The sequence below is a fragment of the Mediterraneibacter sp. 210702-DFI.3.120 genome (assembly GCF_020561005.1).
In the GTDB taxonomy this organism is placed as follows: Bacteria; Bacillota; Clostridia; order Lachnospirales; family Lachnospiraceae; genus Mediterraneibacter; species Mediterraneibacter faecis.
Map to the genome: position 1 here is coordinate 48,412 of NZ_JAJCNG010000015.1, position 18,199 is coordinate 66,610.

15 protein-coding genes are annotated in these 18,199 nt (G+C 42.3%); 1 reads left to right on the forward strand and 14 read right to left on the reverse strand.

The window, feature by feature from the left end:
* Window positions 1–367: 367 nt before the first annotated feature.
* The 8 genes from LI162_RS09410 to LI162_RS09445 form a co-directional block, all read right to left on the reverse strand.
* On the reverse strand, window positions 368–1,741 hold the full coding sequence (locus LI162_RS09410) for an NAD(P)/FAD-dependent oxidoreductase (protein WP_226901255.1): 1,374 nt from the start codon (window positions 1,739–1,741) through the stop codon (window positions 368–370).
* A 42-nt stretch (window positions 1,742–1,783) separates the two neighbouring features.
* Window positions 1,784–2,908 carry a sporulation integral membrane protein YtvI gene (gene ytvI, locus LI162_RS09415; RefSeq protein WP_020436462.1) on the reverse strand — a complete coding sequence of 375 codons (1,125 nt, stop codon included), beginning with the start codon at window positions 2,906–2,908 and terminating at the stop codon, window positions 1,784–1,786.
* On the reverse strand, window positions 2,898–3,518 hold the full coding sequence (gene yihA / locus LI162_RS09420; protein WP_015529618.1) for a ribosome biogenesis GTP-binding protein YihA/YsxC: 621 nt from the start codon (window positions 3,516–3,518) through the stop codon (window positions 2,898–2,900). The genes ytvI and yihA overlap by 11 nt, the downstream gene beginning before the upstream one ends.
* Before the next feature lie 58 nt (window positions 3,519–3,576).
* Window positions 3,577–5,868 (reverse strand): endopeptidase La, encoded by a 2,292-nt coding sequence (gene lon, locus LI162_RS09425; RefSeq protein ID WP_442919960.1) that lies wholly within the window; start codon window positions 5,866–5,868, stop codon window positions 3,577–3,579.
* 129 nt (window positions 5,869–5,997) lie between these two features.
* Window positions 5,998–7,269 (reverse strand): ATP-dependent Clp protease ATP-binding subunit ClpX, encoded by a 1,272-nt coding sequence (gene clpX, locus LI162_RS09430; protein WP_227156371.1) that lies wholly within the window; start codon window positions 7,267–7,269, stop codon window positions 5,998–6,000.
* A gap of 22 nt (window positions 7,270–7,291) precedes the next feature.
* A complete protein-coding gene (gene clpP, locus LI162_RS09435) occupies window positions 7,292–7,873 on the reverse strand; it encodes an ATP-dependent Clp endopeptidase proteolytic subunit ClpP (protein ID WP_015529615.1) in 582 nt (193 codons plus the stop codon).
* Window positions 7,874–8,049: 176 nt separating this feature from the next.
* Window positions 8,050–9,339, reverse strand: a complete 1,290-nt coding sequence (gene tig / locus LI162_RS09440) for a trigger factor (RefSeq protein ID WP_020436459.1) — start codon at window positions 9,337–9,339, stop codon at window positions 8,050–8,052.
* Between the two features lie 180 nt (window positions 9,340–9,519).
* The gene (locus tag LI162_RS09445) at window positions 9,520–10,071 is read right to left on the reverse strand and encodes a DJ-1 family glyoxalase III (RefSeq protein WP_055148270.1); all 552 of its coding nucleotides are present in this window, start codon (window positions 10,069–10,071) and stop codon (window positions 9,520–9,522) included.
* 252 nt (window positions 10,072–10,323) lie between these two features.
* Between LI162_RS09445 and LI162_RS09450 the strand changes: the two genes are divergently transcribed.
* Window positions 10,324–10,809: a CYTH domain-containing protein gene (locus tag LI162_RS09450; RefSeq protein ID WP_227156372.1), complete on the forward strand. Its 486-nt coding sequence runs from the start codon at window positions 10,324–10,326 to the stop codon at window positions 10,807–10,809.
* Between the two features lie 85 nt (window positions 10,810–10,894).
* On the opposite strand, the gene LI162_RS09455 is transcribed toward LI162_RS09450, so the two are convergent.
* From LI162_RS09455 to LI162_RS09480, 6 genes are all read right to left on the reverse strand, one after another.
* Window positions 10,895–12,112 carry a homoserine dehydrogenase gene (locus LI162_RS09455; protein ID WP_227156374.1) on the reverse strand — a complete coding sequence of 406 codons (1,218 nt, stop codon included), beginning with the start codon at window positions 12,110–12,112 and terminating at the stop codon, window positions 10,895–10,897.
* A protein-coding gene (gene prfB / locus LI162_RS09460; RefSeq protein ID WP_442919961.1) for a peptide chain release factor 2 occupies window positions 12,109–13,240 on the reverse strand; the annotation gives its coding sequence in 2 pieces (ribosomal slippage) (window positions 12,109–13,176 and window positions 13,178–13,240; 1,131 coding nt in all). Before prfB ends, LI162_RS09455 begins: the two co-directional genes overlap by 4 nt.
* A 50-nt stretch (window positions 13,241–13,290) precedes the next feature.
* Window positions 13,291–15,867, reverse strand: coding sequence for a preprotein translocase subunit SecA (gene secA, locus LI162_RS09465; RefSeq protein ID WP_015529608.1), 2,577 nt, complete (start codon window positions 15,865–15,867; stop codon window positions 13,291–13,293).
* A gap of 136 nt (window positions 15,868–16,003) precedes the next feature.
* Complete coding sequence (gene hisA / locus LI162_RS09470; RefSeq protein ID WP_226861717.1) at window positions 16,004–16,786, reverse strand: phosphoribosylformimino-5-aminoimidazole carboxamide ribotide isomerase; 783 nt, start codon at window positions 16,784–16,786, stop codon at window positions 16,004–16,006.
* 60 nt (window positions 16,787–16,846) lie between these two features.
* The gene (locus tag LI162_RS09475) at window positions 16,847–17,176 is read right to left on the reverse strand and encodes a hypothetical protein (protein WP_227156376.1); all 330 of its coding nucleotides are present in this window, start codon (window positions 17,174–17,176) and stop codon (window positions 16,847–16,849) included.
* 74 nt (window positions 17,177–17,250) lie between these two features.
* Complete coding sequence (locus LI162_RS09480) at window positions 17,251–18,093, reverse strand: sigma-70 family RNA polymerase sigma factor (RefSeq protein WP_015529606.1); 843 nt, start codon at window positions 18,091–18,093, stop codon at window positions 17,251–17,253.
* Window positions 18,094–18,199: the final 106 nt, after the last annotated feature.

The following is an 18,199-nucleotide window of genomic DNA, read 5'->3' on the forward strand; positions in this document are numbered from 1 at the left end:
GCCATTTTAAATCGCCTTTGGCGATGGGGCGAGATGCATTCAAGCCAAAACATGCATCCTCCGTGTCAATCAGCGAAGTGATTGACACGGGAGTGAACAGTAACCCAGTCTCAGCTATAAACTCTCTTACTATAAATAATACTATCTATATGCCTTTCTGTCAAGGAGATTCCAATAAATCTCAACACGCTTTAATTAAGAATCAACAAAATCCAACTGTTTTATTTGTAAAAACAACAAAAACTCAAGTTTCTTTTTTATACATAAGAAAAAAGGGAAGTTTTTCACCTGCAATACACAAACACACTTCATGTAATTTCTGCAAATGAAAAACTCCCCTTTATTTTAACTATTAACTTCTATCAATTTACACTTCTTCTGCAATCTCTCTTGCTACGAACACACCACTTGCTGATGCATGGGACAATGAATGTGTCACTCCACTTCCGTCTCCAATCACATACAGGCCCTTGTGTTTTGTTTCAAGATGTTCATCCAGTTTCACTTCCATATTGTAGAACTTAACTTCTACACCATAGAGCAGTGTATCATCATTTGCTGTTCCAGGTGCGATCTTATCCAAAGCGTAGATCATCTCAATGATTCCATCAAGAATACGTTTCGGCAATACAAGGCTCAAATCTCCCGGTTCTGCGGAAAGTGTCGGTGTCAGAAAACTCTCTGCAATACGTGCCGGTGTACTTCTTCTTCCTCGGATCAGATCACCAAAGCGCTGTACAAGAACGCCACCTCCAAGCATATTAGACAGGCGTGCAATACTTTCACCATATCCATTACTGTCTTTGAACGGCTCTGAAAAATGTTTCTCCACAAGAAGCGCAAAGTTTGTATTCTCTGTCTGCTTCGCCGGATCTTCATAGCTATGTCCGTTTACTGTAACGATTCCGTTTGTATTCTCATTTACAACGATTCCATTCGGATTCATACAGAATGTTCTGACTTTATCTTCAAACTTCTCTGTTCTGTAGACAATCTTGCTTTCATACAGTTCATCTGTAAGGTGTGAGAAAATAACTGCTGGAAGTTCCACACGAACTCCGATATCTACACGGTTGGATTTTGTTGTGATATCGAGATTTTCACATACTTTTTCCATCCATTTACTTCCGCTTCTTCCCACAGAAACGATACATTTCTTACATTCATCTACACCATCCTTTGTAATCACGCGATATCCGCCGTCAATCGCTTCCACATCATCTACATGACAGTTAAAACGGAACTCTACAGTATCTTTCAACTTTGCATAGAGATTCTCAAGAACAACATAGTTGATATCTGTTCCAAGATGACGAACAGATGCATCCAAAAGATTCAGCTTATTCTGCATACAGAGTTTCTTAATATGTGTTCCTGATGTGGAATACATTTTTGTACCCTCACCACCAAATTTCACATTGATCTCATCTACGTAATTCATCAGCTCAATTGCTGTCTCTTTACCGATATACTCATACAATGTTCCACCAAAATTATTTGTGATATTGTATTTTCCATCTGAAAATGCTCCTGCTCCACCGAATCCACTCATAATCGCGCATGTCTTGCAGTTCACACAGCTCTTAATCTTCTTTCCATCGATTGGGCATTTTCTCTTCTCCAGTGGATTGCCGGCTTCAAATACCGCCACCTTCAATTCCGGTGCTTTCTCTACCAGCTCATAAGCTGCAAAGATTCCCCCAGGTCCTGCACCGATAATAATTACATCATAATTGCTCATATATTTTTCTCCTTTCAATTACTTCCTTGTTTCTTAACTACACTACTCTTCGTCTCTTAATTTCAAGATTCCGACAATCAGCGTCTTTATATCATCAAAAATATAATCAAACGCACCGGCCTGACACATATTTATAATGACCATACCAACCGGAACAGCAAGGATCATCCAGATCACACCACCAATTCGATATCCAATATAAATCAAAAGCAGTGTAACCAGCGGATTCAATCCGACACTGTCTCCGACAAGCTTCGGCTGGATCAGCTGTCTGACAATTTGCGTAATTGCATAGATCACAACAAGCATAATCGCACGTTTATAATCTCCCATAAAGACTGCATATATAGCCCATGGAATCATCGCAGTTCCTGTTCCAAAAAATGGTAGGAAATCTAGAAATGCGATCAAAAATGCAGACAATACAAAGTAATGGACTCTCAAAAATCCAAGTCCTACAGCCAAAATCAAAAATACAATTCCCATGATCTTAAACTGTGCCTTGAAATATCCACCAACCGCATATTTCAGGTTATCTATCACCATGATCATTCGTTCAGTTACTGACTTTGGCGCAATCTGTTTGACCCATGTCACAACTTCTTCTCGCTCTGAGATAAAGAAATAAGAAGACATAACCGCAACGATTGTTGATACCAGATAACTTGGCACACGCTTTGCGATATTTCCTGCGGCACTTACCGTTGGCTCACTGATTTTTGACATCAGATTTCCCATCGTGTCATCCAAATTCGCAACAGTTGTCGTCCATCCATTCTGGATTCCATCCGGCAGTTTGCTAAAAATTCCGGACATAGAAATTCCAATTTGATGGAGTCCTTTTTCGAGCTGCACATACATTTCCGGGAAGTCTTTGATCAGACTGCTGACTTCTGAAACCAGCCAACTGACAGCAAAGTAGCCCAGCGTCCCCATCAACGCCAGGACTCCGATAATAATCAATGCGGAGCCTAATTTTTTTCTGATCTTCAAACGTTTTTCTAACCAGTTAACAACCGGTGTGGCGATGGATGCAATGATCCATCCAACCACAAACGGCATGAGAAATCCAAGTAATTTCCATCCGATCAGTATAAATCCAACTGTTGCTGCTATGCTGAAAAGCAAGCTTACGGCAACTTGCCAGTATGGGCGCTTATTTGTCATCCTCTGCCCCCTCGTCATTTCCATATCCGAGATATTCTGTCTCAATCAATTCCCAAATCTCATCTCTTCCCTGTTTTGTCTGGGATGAGAATGGAATTACTTTTGTTCCAGGAACAAGCTGCAGACCTGTCTTCAGCATTTTAATATGCTTCTGTACCTGACTGCGTTTAATCTTATCAAGCTTTGTTGCGATAATGATTGGCTGATATCCCTGATCCAGGATCCACTGATACATCATTTTATCATTCGCAGATGGATCATGACGGATATCGATCAAAAGGAATACTGCCTTAAGCTGTTTTGATGTATGCAGATAACGCTCGATCAGTTTTCCCCACTGAATCTTTTCCTGCTCAGAAACCTTTGCGTATCCATACCCTGGGAGATCGACCAGATACATTTCCTCATTAATCGTATAGAAATTGATTGTCTGTGTCTTTCCCGGTGTTGCTGAAATTCTTGCATAAGACTTACGGTTCATCAGTGCATTAATCAGTGATGATTTTCCTACATTTGATTTTCCCGCAAATGCGATCTCAGGCTTATCGTTTTCCGGAAGAACGCTTGTGATTCCACAAACTGTTTCCAGATTTATATTTTTAATGACCATGTCGTTTACTCCTCCTTTCATTCTATTTTATTGCAATCTGCTGTCAGAAGCAATCTTTTTATCTTGTCAGTGCTTTCTTTAAGACTTCTTCCATTGTCTCAACCGGAATGATTTCCAGACCTTTTGTAATTTCAGAAGAAAGTTCTTCCACATCTGCTGTATTCTCTTTTGGAATAAGCACGGTCTGTATTCTTGCATTTTTAGCAGCAAGAAGTTTTTCTTTCAATCCTCCAATCGGAAGCACACGACCTCTCAAGGTGATTTCTCCTGTCATTGCGAGATCTGCGCGAACTTTCTTGCCTGTCACAGCAGAAAGCATTGCTGTTGCCATTGTGATTCCGGCTGATGGTCCGTCTTTCGGAACTGCACCTTCCGGAATGTGCACATGAATATCATGCTTCTCGAAGAAATCTTCTGCGATTGCATATTTTTTGCTTACAGATCGAATATAACTGATTCCGGCACGGGCGGACTCTTTCATTACATCTCCAAGCTGTCCTGTCAGCATGATTTCTCCCTTGCCCGGCATTACATTCACCTCAATCTGAAGCGTATCTCCTCCGACACTTGTCCACGCAAGTCCACGTACGATACCGACCTCCGGTGCTGCATTTGCCATCTGATAAGAATATTTCTCTTTTCCAAGGAATTTATGAAGATTTCTATCTGTCACAGTAATCTTCTCTTTCTCGGTTGTAAGAAGCTCTTTCGCCGCCTTACGGCAAATATTTCCGATTTCGCGTTCTAACTGACGAACACCTGCTTCTTTCGTATAGTTATGTGCGATCTTCCAAATTGCTTTCTTGCTAAATCTGAGCTGTTCGTCTGTAATCCCATGCTTTTCCAGCTGCTTTGGAATCAGATGTTCTATTGCAATATGAAGTTTCTCGTTTTCTGTATAACTTGTAATCTCGATGATCTCCATTCTGTCCAGGAGTGGTCTTGGAATCGTCTGTAAGGTATTCGCTGTTGTGATAAATGTAACCTCTGACAGATCCAGTGGCACTTCCAGATAATGATCGCGGAACTTACTGTTCTGCTCACTGTCCAGTACTTCCAAAAGTGCAGAGAACGTATCCCCTTTATAGTCTGTACTTACTTTGTCAATCTCATCCAGAAGGAGTACCGGATTCTTCACACCTGCTGTACGGATTCCATTTGCAATTCTTCCAGGCATTGCCCCTACATAAGTCTTGCGGTGACCGCGAATCTCAGCTTCGTCACGTACTCCTCCTAAAGAAATGCGCACAAACGGTTTCTTAAGAGAACGTGCCAGGGACTTGGCAATAGAAGTTTTACCTGTTCCCGGAGGTCCCACCAGACAAAGAATCGGGCTCTCTCCCTTCTGTGTCAGTGTTCTGACAGCCAGGAATTCCAGGATTCTTTCTTTCACCTGTTCCAATCCATAATGATCTGCCTCTAAAACTTCTTTCGCATAGTTAATATCTGTATTATCTTCGGCACATTTATTCCACGGCATCTCCAGGATTGTCTCAATATAAGTACGGATCACTCCATTTTCTGCCTGAGAACCGATCGTGTTCTTAAACCGTCCAATTTCCTTATGGAGCTTTTCTTTTACTTCTTCCGGTGCATCTAATTTGCTACATGCTTCTTCGAACTCATCTGCATCTGAAAATGTAGTATCTTCACCTAATTCCTCGCGAATCACCTTCAGCTGTTCTCTTAAAAGATATTCTTTTTGATGCTTATCTACTTTATTTTTTACTTTCCTTTGGAGTTCTTCTTTGATCTCCATGATCTGCATCTCATTCACAAGCTTCAATGATAATTTCTCATATCTACTCCAGAAATCCAGCTCTTCCAGAAGTTCCTGTTGATCCTTGTACTTCAATGGAATATTCGCAGCCACTTCATTTACCAGACGTTTTAAATCCGTAATATCAAGAATTTCTGCAACAGATTCTTTGGAAATCTTTCCATTCTTTGCTGCATATTCTGTAATAATTTCCTTCAATCCGCGCATCATTGCTTCCTCATTCAGATCATCCGGAATCGTGATCTCCTGTTCTTCCAGAACTTCTACTTCTGCACGAAGATAAGGATCTGTCTCTTCAATTTTCTTAAGAACCGCACGGTTCTTTCCTTCCACGAGAACCCTTACAACTTTCTTTGACAGCTTGATCAGCTGCTTCACAGATGCAACTGTTCCAATCTCATAGACATCGTCCTGTCCGGGGTTCTCTGTCTCTATTGATTTCTGGGCAACCAGAAATATCTCCTGCTCTTCAACCATTGCCTGTTGAATTGCAGCGATGGAGCGTTCTCTGCTCACATCAAAATGAACGATCATCTCCGGCATGATTGTTAATCCTCTTAAGGCAACCATAGGGAGACTTCTTGTCTCGTTGTCCAATTCAATTCCTCCTCGTTAGAAAAGGCGGGTAGGATGGTACTCCCATCACTCCCGCCTCGTTTTATACTCCGCAACTGTTTGCAGGATTCCTGTATCCAGTTACTATTTGCTCTCAGATGTCAGGAATGATTTTCTATCCTCACTATCACGAGTATACTTCGGTTCTTCCACTCCAAGAACCGCTTTCTTCGTAATGCGGCATTCCTTGATTGTCTTATCTGACGGTACTGTAAACATCGTATCCATCATGATATTCTCCATGATCGCACGGAGACCTCTCGCACCTGTCTTACGCTTCAATGTTGTCTCTGCTATTTCTAACAGAGCATCTTTATCAAATTCAAGCTTCACGCCATCCAGCTCCAGAAGCTTCTGATACTGTTTTACAATCGCACTTTTTGGCTCTGTAAGAATGCGTATCAATGCATCCTTATCCAGAAGATCCAATGATACTGTCACCGGAAGTCTTCCGACCAGCTCAGGAATCAAACCAAACTTTACAAGATCCTGTGGAAGTGCTTCCTGAAGAAGTACATCCATATCGTACTCATGTTTTGATGCGATCTCTGCATTGAATCCGATTGATTTTCTATCGATTCTTGTCTCAATGATCTTATCGATTCCTTCAAAAGCACCACCACAGATAAACAAGATGTTCGTTGTATCAATCTGGATCAACTCCTGATGTGGATGCTTTCTTCCGCCCTGCGGTGGAACAGACGCAACTGTTCCTTCGATGATTTTCAAAAGTGCCTGCTGAACACCTTCTCCGGAAACATCTCGTGTGATGGATGGATTTTCTGATTTTCTTGTGATCTTATCAATCTCATCAATGTAAATGATTCCGTGTTCTGCACGCTCGATGTCTCCGTCTGCTGCCTGAATCACCTTAAGGAGAATATTTTCAACATCCTCTCCTACATATCCTGCCTCTGTCAGTGCTGTAGCATCTGCGATTGCAAATGGAACATTCAGGACTTTCGCAAGTGTCTGTGCCAGAAGTGTCTTACCACATCCTGTTGGTCCAAGCATCAGGATATTACTCTTCTGAAGTTCTACTCCAAGATCCTGTTCTGCCAGAATTCTCTTATAATGATTGTAAACTGCAACAGAAAGAACTTTCTTTGCCTCATCCTGTCCAATCACATATTCGTCCAGAAAAGCTTTCATCTCTTCCGGTGTCAGGAGATTAATATCGTCAAGTGCAGCTCTGTCATTAAAATCTAATTCTTCCTCAATAATCTCGGTACAAATAGCAACACAGTCATCACAGATATAGGTTCCGTTCGGTCCTGCGATCATCTTACGAACCTGGGACTGTGTCTTATTACAAAACGAGCATCTTACGATATCCTCAGTCTTTTTTCCTGCCATATTCTGTCACCTCAATAACCAATTAATGGTTTACTATTACTTCGTCGATCAGACCGTACTCTTTCGCCTCTTCTGCAGACATGAAATTGTCACGCTCTGTATCCTGCTGGATCACTTCCAGCGGCTTTCCTGTGTTTGCTGCCAGGATCTCATTCAATTTCTTCTTTGTACGAAGAATATGTTCTGCTGCAATCTGAATCTCTGTTGCCTGTCCCTGTGCACCACCGGATGGCTGATGAATCATGATTTCAGCGTTCGGAAGGGCAAATCTCTTTCCTTTCTTTCCACCGGAAAGCAGGAATGCGCCCATGCTGGCTGCCATACCGATACATACTGTTGAAACATCACACTTGATGTACTGCATTGTATCGTAGATTGCCAGACCTGCTGTTACAGATCCTCCCGGGCTGTTAATATACAGCTGGATATCCTTATCCGGATCGTCTGCCTCCAAGAACAGAAGCTGTGCAACGATCACGCTTGCTGACACATCATTTACTTCTTCTCCGAGGAAAATGATACGCTCCTTTAAAAGTCTTGAATAAATATCATAGGAACGCTCTCCGCGGCTTGTCTGCTCAATGACATAAGGTACTAAACTCATATGCTATCCTTCCTTTTCTATATGATTGTCGCTATTTGCAATAGTTATTACCAGCAACGCATAATTATTGTTCTGATCCTTACTCCCGAATCAGTCCTCATCCTCTCACTTCTTATAGAAAGAGAAAAGGCACACCTGATATACAGGCGCACCCTCTCAAGAAATCTAATAAATGATTAGCCTTCTACAGATGCATCAACGATCAGAGTAACTGCATCCTGTACTGCAATATCCTCTTTCATCTGCTTCTTCTCGTTCTCACCCATGAACTCTTTCAGCTTCTCAACTTCCATCTTGTAAGACTCAGCCATCTTAGCTAACTCTTCATCAAGACGCTCATCAGATACTTCAATATTCTCTGCTGCTACGATTGCTTCAAGAACAAGTCTTGTTCTGATTCTCTTCTCAGCCTGTGGCTTAAGCTCTTCCATCATCTTCTCTTCTGAGAGACCTGTGAACTGGAAGTACTGCTCTACGCTGAGTCCCTGCTGCATAATGCGGCGTGCAAAGTCATCAGCCATCTGCTTAGCCTGAAGGTCAACCATTGGTTCCGGAAGATCGATCTCTGCATTAGCAACTGCCTGCTCTACAGCCTGATCTTCTTTCTTAGCCTTTCCTTCGTTCTCTTTACGCTCTTTAATCTGAGCCTTTACTTCTGCTCTGTAAGCATCAAGTGTCTCAGCCTTCTCGGAAACGTCAGATGCGAACTCGTCATCTACTTCTGGAAGCTCTTTTGCTCTGATTGCATGCACTGTGCATTTGAATACAGCTTCTTTACCCTTCAGATCTTCTGAATGATAATCTTCTGGGAATGTAACCTTAACTTCTACTTCTTTGTCGATCTCAGCTCCGATCAGCTGCTCCTCGAATCCCGGAATGAAAGAACCAGATCCGATTGTCAGTGGATAGTTCTCACCTTTTCCGCCTTCGAATGCAACACCATCAACGAATCCTTCGAAATCAAGTGTAACATCATCTTTATCTGCTACAGCTCTGTCTGTAACCTCAACGATTCTTGCGTGCTGCTCACGAACCTTCTCGATCTCCTCGTCAACTTCCTTCTGTGTTACTCTTGTAGAATATTTGTCAACTTTAAGTCCTTTGTACTCTCCAAGTTTAACTTCCGGTTTAACTGCAACTTCTGCTGTGAAGATGAATGATTTTCCCTTCTCAAGCTGAACGATATCAATTGTCGGCTGGGAAGCAATCTCAAGTTCACTCTCATCATATGCTTTTGCATATGCCTCAGAGATCATGCGGTTTGCTGCCTCATCATAAAATACTTCCGGTCCGTACATCTTCTCGATCATCTGACGCGGAACTTTTCCTTTACGGAATCCCGGAAGGCTGATTTTGCTGCGCTCTTTTAAGTAAGCTGCCTGCAGTGCCTTCTCTACTTCTTCAGCTGAAACTTCGATTGTCAGCTTTGCCATATTATGCTCTAATTTTTCTACCTGTAAACTCATTTTCTTCCTCCTTGTTTATAAGCAAATTCTTTACTTATCGAACGAATTAATTTCTTAAAAGTATACATTCGCAGTCATTGAAACAGTATAGCATATAAAGTCTCATATTTCCAGTGTTTTTTCCACTTTCCTATATCTTTTACATGTTTTTTTACATTTTTCTGACTACTTTTTCTGATTTTATTCCTTATATACAATAGATTCTGCTATTTCAGAAGCTTTTTCATTGCCAAAAAGCTGACGGATCAGTTCCAGTGCGAATGGTATCGCTGTTCCCACACCACGGCTTGTTGTAATATTTCCATCTGTGACAAAGGAACAGAACTTTGCTTCTTTACAATTCAGCTGTTCTTCCATCCCCGGATAACAGCATGCTGCTTTCTCTTTCAACAATCCAAGTGCTCCGAATACAGTCGGAGCTGCACAGATTGCTGCGATTCTCTTTCCCTTTTCATTGAACTTGCAAAGTAAGTCTGCCAGACCTTTATGCTCTTTTAGATGCAGTGTTCCCGGCATACCTCCCGGAAGTACAAGAAGTTCTGCGTCATCAAAAAATGCTTTCTCAAACAATTCATCCGCTTCCACCTGTATTCCATGTGCTCCGTCAATCTGCAGTTTTCCCATAACAGAGACTGTCTCTACAACCGCTCCTGCTCTTCTCAAAAGATCCACTACAGTTAAACCTTCTACTTCTTCAAAACCGTCTGCTAAAAATACAACTACTTTCTTCATCCAATACTTCCTCGCTTTCCGATGATATCTCAACAATGATTTCATTTTACTGCGTGGATAAGTCGTTCGTCAAGTCAAGATAGTACTCATCTCACCATTGCCTTTTTATATTTCACGTATTATGATGTAAGTGTGGGAATTGCATAGCAATGGAGCAATCCGGTTACATCAGTGAGTGGCAAAATTTACTTTTGACACTCACTTCATATTATTATAGTATAAACAATCACCATCCCGGAGGAATATTTAGTTATGGAAATAGAACGCAAATTTTTAATACAAACACTTGAGGAGTTGCCATTTTCTCCTTTCAATCATCCGCACAAAGAACTGGAACAAGGCTACTTGTGTACTGCTCCTGTCGTAAGGATACGCAGAGAGGATGACGATTATGTTCTCACCTACAAATCCAAGGGGCTTATGGCCCGTGAAGAATATAACCTTCCTCTTACCAAAGAAAGTTATGAGCATCTAAAAGAAAAAGTCGACGGACGCATCATTCATAAAACACGCTATGTCATTCCTATGAGTTGTGTCTGCCCGGAAAACGCAGACTTCTGTTCCACTCCGCTTTTTCTTGAATTAGATATCTTCCATGATGACCTTGCTCCACTGATTCTCGCCGAAATCGAATTCCCGGACGAAGAAACAGCTAACGCCTATCCCGCACCAGAATGGCTGGGTAAAGATGTAACTTTTAGTTCCGCATACCATAATAGTACGTTGAGTCGTATGTAAAACAAGAGCCAGACAGGCACCTCACACGGTAACTGTTCTGGCTCTTACTAAATTACTAATTTTCACAATCGAAAGTAACTGAATCTTAATCTGCCATACGGATCATCTTCACAACTTCCGGCATCTCTTCCGCCTTCTGTGCATACTCCGCCTCGGTCATCCCGCCTGTGATAACAGCGAATTCTCCCTCGACATCATCTGCTTTGACAAATTCAACTTGTCCGAACACTTCGTCCACACGGGATTTGAGTACAGATTCTTCTCCATGAATTCTGACGAAGAATCTTCTCTTCGCATCCTCATTCGGAACAAGTTCGAGTGTGTTACTCTCCCATCTTGTTACAACAGTTCTGTGAAGGTGCTTTGCAGCATCTACAACATCTGCAACTACAGCACTTGCTGTCGGAAGCTTACCCGCTCCGCTTCCGTAGAACATTGCATCACCAAGCATATTTCCACGAACAAAAATTGCATTAAATACATCATTCACATTACACAGCGGATGATTCTTGGAAAGAAGCATCGGTGCAACGATTGCAGAGAAAGATCCTCCTTCTCTTTTACTGGATGCAAGCAGCTTGATTGCCATATCCATCGTCTTAGCATACTTCATATCTTCTGTTGTGATCTTTGTGATTCCTTCTGTATGGATTGTCTCGAAATCCACATGTTGTCCTGCGATCAGAGATGTCAGAATCGCAATCTTTCTACACGCATCATGTCCCTCGACATCTGCTTCCGGATTACGCTCCGCGTATCCTTTCTCCTGCGCCTCTTTGAGTACCTCATCATAATCAGCACTCTCAAAGAACATCTTTGTCAGCATATAGTTTGTTGTTCCATTCAGGATTCCCGTCACTTCGTCGATTCTATCTGCTGTCAGAGAGGAATTCAGTGCACGAATGATTGGGATACCCCCACCAACACTTGCTTCAAACATAAAATTGATACTTCTGTCACGAGCAATCTCAAGAAGTTCTGCTCCATGTTTTGCTACCAGAGCTTTGTTGGATGTAGCAACGTTCTTACCTGCTTCCAGACAACGTTTTACAAATGTATAGGCAGGCTCTACACCTCCCATTGTCTCAACAACAATGTCTACTTCTGCATCATTTACGATTGTCTCGAAATCATGTGTCAGAATCTCTTCTACCGGATCACCCGGAAAATCTCTGAGATCCAAAACGTATTTTACATTGATTACATCCTGAGCTCTTTCATTGATGAGTTCGCCATTGGTTCTGAGGACCTCTACAACTCCTGATCCTACTGTACCGTATCCCATTACTGCTACATTTATCATTCTGCTTTCTTTCCTTTCTGTGCTTCTGCATCCATGCTCAAATATGCATTAATAAAAGGATCAATATTTCCATCCATTACTGCACCTACATTGCTGATTTCTGCGTTTGTTCTATGATCCTTGACAAGTGTATATGGCTGCATGACATAAGAACGGATCTGATTTCCGAAATTAATATCTCTAACCTCTCCGCGGATGTCTGACATCTTCTCTGCCTGTTCCTGCTGTTTGAGTACATACAGTTTTGATTTCAGCATCTGCATCGCCTTATCTTTATTCATGTGCTGGGAACGTTCATTCTGACACTGAACCACAATTCCTGTCGGAAGATGTGTGATTCGGATTGCTGATGACGTCTTATTGATATGCTGTCCGCCGGCACCACTGGAACGATAAGTATCAACACGGATATCATCGTCGTTGATCTCGATATCGATATCTTCTTCAATATCCGGAATTACATCACAGGATGCAAATGATGTCTGTCGCTTTCCATTTGCATTAAATGGAGAAATACGAACCAGACGGTGTACACCTTTCTCGGAACGGAGATAACCATAAGCATTTTCTCCCTTAACCTCAAAAGTAACTCCCTTGATACCTGCCACATCACCTTCCAGATAATCCAGCATCTCGACTTCATAGCCTTTCTTTTCAGCCCAGCGGCTGTACATACGATAGAGCATTCCTGTCCAGTCCATTGCCTCTGTACCGCCCGCACCTGCGTGAAGTGTCACGATGGCATTGTCTGCATCATACGGTCCGATCAGAAGTGTACTGATCCGCAGCTTCTCGAAGACTTCCTCAAATGTTCCAAGTTCCTCTTCAATCTCTTCTGCGGCTTCCTGCTCCTCTTCTTCTCCTGCACTCATTTCGATCAGGAGAAGCATGTCTTCATAATCTGTAAATAATTTCTCAATCTCTTTTACAGAGTCCTGAAGACCTTTCAATTCTTTCATTACATGCTGGGAAGTCTCCGGATCATCCCAGAATCCCGGCTCCTCCAGTCTCTTTTCTAATTCTTCGATCCTAAGCTTCTTTGAAGCGAGGTCAAAGTGAATCCCTCAAATCTTTCAGCGGTTCTTCATATGCAGTCAGTCTTGACTTCAGTTCATCCAGTAAAACCACCTTAATCACCTCTTTCATATATATACTTTAAATTATTGTAACTGTTCAGCTTATTTGATTTTTCTTCCACAGCACTGTTTGTACTTCTTTCCACTTCCGCACGGGCACGGATCGTTTGGATAAATCTTCTTCTCCTCGCGCTTCTTCGGTGCACGGACTGCGCTGTCATCTTTGTTTGTTCCAGTTACTTTCGCAACCTCTTCTCTCTCCACTTTCTGCTCAACTTTAATGTGGAACAGTGTACGGATTGTGTTTTCAGCGATTGCATTTGTCATTTCACCGAACATCTCATATCCTGTCATCTTGTACTCTACCAGTGGATCTCTCTGTCCATAAGCCTGAAGACCGATTCCCTGACGAAGCTGATCCATATCATCGATATGATCCATCCATCTTGCATCAATCACTTTCAGAAGTACAACACGCTCAACCTCACGGAGCTGCTCTGCCTCTGGGAACTCTGCTTCTTTGTTCTCATAAGCCTTCACTCCACGTTCTTTCAGAAGATGCTTTAACTCCTTCTGACTCATACTCTGGCATTCCTTCTCAGATGGGAGCTGAAGCTGTGGAATCACATTGTGAAGATTCACATCCAATCCTTTGATATCCCACTCTTCCGGATCTGCCTCTGTAGAAGCGAAACGATCTGTCATATTTTCCACATATTCTGTAATCATGCTGTAGATTGTATCACGCATGCTTTCTCCATCAAGAACACGGCGTCTCTCTTCGTAAATAATCTCTCTCTGCTCGTTCATTACCTGATCGTACTCCAACAGATTCTTACGAATACCAAAGTTGTTACTCTCGATCTTCTTCTGTGCTTTTTCAATCGCGCTTGAAAGCATCTTATGTTCAATCTGCTCACCGTCTTCTACACCAAGTGTATTGAAGATTCCCATCAGTCTTTCTGAACCGAACAGTCGCATCAGATCATCTTCCAGAGAAATGTAGAATCTGGACTCTCCTGGATCTCCCTGACGTCCGGAACGTCCACGCAGCTGATTGTCAATACGACGGGATTCATGTCTCTCTGTACCGATAATTTTCAGACCGCCTGCCGCACGCGCATCATCATCCAGCTTGATATCAGTACCACGGCCAGCCATATTGGTTGCGATCGTTACCGCTCCATGAAGTCCGGCATCGGCTACGATTGCAGCCTCCTGCTCATGATATTTTGCATTCAGTACATTATGCTTGATTCCCTCTTTCTTCAGCATCTTGCTGAGAAGTTCGGATACTTCAATTGTAATTGTACCTACCAGCACCGGCTGTCCTGTTGCATGCGCTTCTTTAACAGCTTCTACAACTGCTTCGTATTTTTCTTTCTTTGTCTTATAAACAGCATCCTCTAGATCCACTCTCTGTACCGGCTTGTTTGTCGGAATTTCAACAACGTCCATTCCATAAATATCACGGAACTCTTTCTCCTCTGTGATCGCAGTACCTGTCATACCACTCTTCTTGTCATACTTATTAAACAGGTTCTGGAATGTGATTGTTGCCAGAGTCTTACTCTCTCTTCTTACCTTCACATGTTCCTTCGCCTCGATTGCCTGATGCAGACCATCAGAGTAACGACGTCCCGGCATGATACGTCCTGTAAACTCATCGACGATCATAACTTCACCATCCGGAGTTACAACATAATCCTGATCACGGAACATCAGATTGTGTGCTCTGAGTGCAAGGATAATATTATGCTGGATTTCCAGGTTCTCCGGATCAGCAAGGTTTTCGATGTGGAAGAATTTCTCTACTTTCTTCACACCATCTTCTGTCAGGTTAACTGTCTTCTCTTTCTCATCAACGATGAAATCACCTGTCTCTTCAATTTCTTCTCCCATGATGGCATTCATCTTGGAAAACTCACCGCTTGCCTCACCGCGTTCCAACTGTTTTGCAAGAACATCACAGGCTTCATACAGAGCTGTAGACTTTCCACTCTGTCCGGAAATGATCAAAGGTGTTCTTGCCTCATCGATCAAAACGGAATCGACCTCATCGATAACTGCATAATGCAATCCTCTCTGAACCAGCTGTTCTTTATAGATAACCATGTTATCTCTCAGATAATCAAATCCAAGTTCATTATTCGTTACATAAGTAATATCGCAATTATAAGCCTCTCGTCTCTCGTCATTGTTCATCTCATTGAGAACAACACCGACTTTGAGTCCTAAAAACTCATGTACTTTTCCCATCCACTCAGCATCACGCTTCGCCAGATAGTCATTAACTGTGACGATGTGAACACCTTTTCCGTCCAAGGCATTCAAATATGCCGGAAGTGTGGACACAAGTGTCTTACCTTCACCAGTTCTCATCTCTGCGATACGTCCCTGATGCAGGATAATACCACCAATCAACTGTACTCTATAATGGCGCATTCCAAGACTTCTGTAAGCACCTTCTCTTACTACAGCATATGCTTCCGGAAGGATATCATCCAGAGTCTCTCCCTCTTTCAGTCGTTCTTTAAATTCTTTTGTCTTTCCTCGAAGTTCTTCGTCTGAAAGCGCCTCCATCTCCGGCCCCAGTGCCTCGATGCGGTCTACGATCGGATAAATTCGTTTCAGCTCGTTCTCACTGTGAGTTCCGAAAATCTTTTCTATAATATTCATATTTCCGCAATTACTCCTTCTCTGAATTTTGATTTTGGTCTGAAATTCCACTCTGTTCTACATTCTATCACTATCCGCTCTTGAATTCAACAACTTCATAGAGTGTTAACATTCTGTGGATTTACAAGCGGAGTGATTAACACGGGAGTGAACAGTAACTACAAACTTCTGCATATGGAATTTTCCCGCCAAACAGATCAAGAGCGCTTCCGATTGTAAAGTCTACTTTTCCGCCGCTCTCTTTTCGAAATCTCTCCAGATCTTCCATTGATCCGATTCCACCGGCATAAGTGATTGGGATTCCGTCCCAGCTCCCAAGCATCCTTACTAATTCTGTTTCCATTCCGGCACCTTTCCCCTCCACATCTACACCATGGATCAGGAATTCATCACAATATTTTGAAAGCTCATTTAACACCTTGTGTGATAATGCAAGTTCTGTGAACTTCTGCCAGCGGTCAGTAACCACGTAAAATTTACCATCTTTTCTTCTGCAGCTAAGATCTAAAACCACATGTTCTTTGCCAACTGCATTTACTAATTTCTGCAGTCTCTCTTCATGAAAAATCCCGTCTTGAAACACATAAGAAGTCACGATCACATGACTTGCTCCTGAATCTAGATATTCCTGTGCATTATCTGCTGTAATTCCACCACCGATCTGCATTCCACCCGGGTATGCCGCCAGAGCTCCCATCGCCTGCTTTTTCGTCGCCTCGTAGTATTCTGATCCAACTGGATTTAAAAGAATTATATGGCCGCCTTTCAGGTGATCTTTCTGATACTGTCTTGCATACCATGCTGCATCCAGTTCTGACGTAAAGTTTGTGCTGGCCTGATTTCCTTCATCTTTCAGGCTTCCGCCCACAATCTGTTTCACTTTTCCATTATGTATATCAATACATGGTCTGAATCTCATCCTGTCTCTCCTTCTTTTAGAAAAATGCCGCAGTTCCGTTTCCGGCCTACGGCATATTGATCACTCGTTATTCTGCATCTTGTTCTGCACGCCATTCTCCTGCGTCAGATCATCGGCTGCATCATCGACACCATTTGTGATATCGTCTGTAACATCATCCACGCCATCCGTTACATCGTCAACCGCGTCATCTATGATACTATCTCCATTCTGGTCTCCCGCATTATTTCCGGTATTATTACCATTTTCTCCACTTCCATCATAGTTTTCACCGGATGTCGCATCATTGAGATTGTCATTCGCTGTTCCTGTGTTGTTTCCACAACCAGCGAGACTGCAAAGCATCAGTACGCACATCACACAGACAAGCAATTTTCTTATTCTCCTCATTTTTGTCTTCCTTTCAAATAAATATTGTGTCTTTACTATCTGCAATTTTTCAATATTTATTCAAAAGAAATTTTTTACAGTTTTGTCGCTTTGCTGCGAAGTTTCTCCATCGCTCTGGCTTCAATCTGGCGTACGCGTTCTCTTGTCACATTCAGTTCATCACCGATTTCTTCCAGCGTATGTGTTTTTCCATCTTCCAAACCAAATCTCAAACGGATCACCTGACGTTCTCTATCATTAAGTGACTCTAACAATTCCTGTACTTCTTCTTTTTGCACAAGCTGATTCATAGCATCTTCCGGCGTTGTTGCATCCTTATCTTCAACCATATCACCAAGATTATTCTCCCCATCTTCTCCTACCGGAGTTTCCAGTGAAACCGGATTCTGAAGATATGACAAAATCTCCTTTACAAATTCCGGTGATTTATCCTTCATCTCTTCTGCTATCTCTTCTGGTGTAGCCTCTCTTCCAAATTTCTGCTGAAGATCTTTTGAAATTTTCTGTACTTTCTTCATATTCTCTGCAACATGAACCGGCACACGGATTTCTCGTGACTGCTGATCGATTGCCCGCTGCATTGCTTCTTTGATCCACCAGGATGCATATGTGGAAAATCGATTTTCCTTTGTATAATCATATTTCTCTGCTGCATGCATGAGACCAATATTTCCCTCCTGGATCAGATCCATGAGTGTAATCCCTCTTCCAGTATAATGTTTTGCGAGAGATACCACCAGGCGTAGATTCCCCTCTTCCAGCTTTCTCCTTGCATCCTCATCTCCTGAAGCACTTTTACACCCCAGATCCCTTTCCTCTTCTTCTGACAGCAAAGGGATCTGTCCAATCTCATTCAGATAGATTTTCAGCGGTTCTGTTACTTCTGTTCCTTCCGGAAGATTTAAGTCTTTTTCCATTCTAGTAATCCTTTCTATCTTCAGTCCTAATTCAAGAATGCCTCGGCATTCTTGCTGCGAGGTGCGCGTCATGCAATTGCATGACATACTTCTACTGCGCACCTCT

Coding starts and splice junctions, on each gene's coding strand:
- LI162_RS09410 (WP_226901255.1), bottom strand. CDS start 1,741: ATGAGCAATTATGATGTAATTATTATCGGTGCAGGACCTGGGGGAATC.
- ytvI (WP_020436462.1), bottom strand. CDS start 2,908: ATGACAAATAAGCGCCCATACTGGCAAGTTGCCGTAAGCTTGCTTTTC.
- yihA (WP_015529618.1), bottom strand. CDS start 3,518: ATGGTCATTAAAAATATAAATCTGGAAACAGTTTGTGGAATCACAAGC.
- lon (WP_442919960.1), bottom strand. CDS start 5,868: ATGGTTGCCTTAAGAGGATTAACAATCATGCCGGAGATGATCGTTCAT.
- clpX (WP_227156371.1), bottom strand. CDS start 7,269: ATGGCAGGAAAAAAGACTGAGGATATCGTAAGATGCTCGTTTTGTAAT.
- clpP (WP_015529615.1), bottom strand. CDS start 7,873: ATGAGTTTAGTACCTTATGTCATTGAGCAGACAAGCCGCGGAGAGCGT.
- tig (WP_020436459.1), bottom strand. CDS start 9,339: ATGAGTTTACAGGTAGAAAAATTAGAGCATAATATGGCAAAGCTGACA.
- LI162_RS09445 (WP_055148270.1), bottom strand. CDS start 10,071: ATGAAGAAAGTAGTTGTATTTTTAGCAGACGGTTTTGAAGAAGTAGAA.
- LI162_RS09450 (WP_227156372.1), top strand. CDS start 10,324: ATGGAAATAGAACGCAAATTTTTAATACAAACACTTGAGGAGTTGCCA.
- LI162_RS09455 (WP_227156374.1), bottom strand. CDS start 12,112: ATGATAAATGTAGCAGTAATGGGATACGGTACAGTAGGATCAGGAGTT.
- secA (WP_015529608.1), bottom strand. CDS start 15,867: ATGAATATTATAGAAAAGATTTTCGGAACTCACAGTGAGAACGAGCTG.
- hisA (WP_226861717.1), bottom strand. CDS start 16,786: ATGAGATTCAGACCATGTATTGATATACATAATGGAAAAGTGAAACAG.
- LI162_RS09475 (WP_227156376.1), bottom strand. CDS start 17,176: ATGAGGAGAATAAGAAAATTGCTTGTCTGTGTGATGTGCGTACTGATG.
- LI162_RS09480 (WP_015529606.1), bottom strand. CDS start 18,093: ATGGAAAAAGACTTAAATCTTCCGGAAGGAACAGAAGTAACAGAACCG.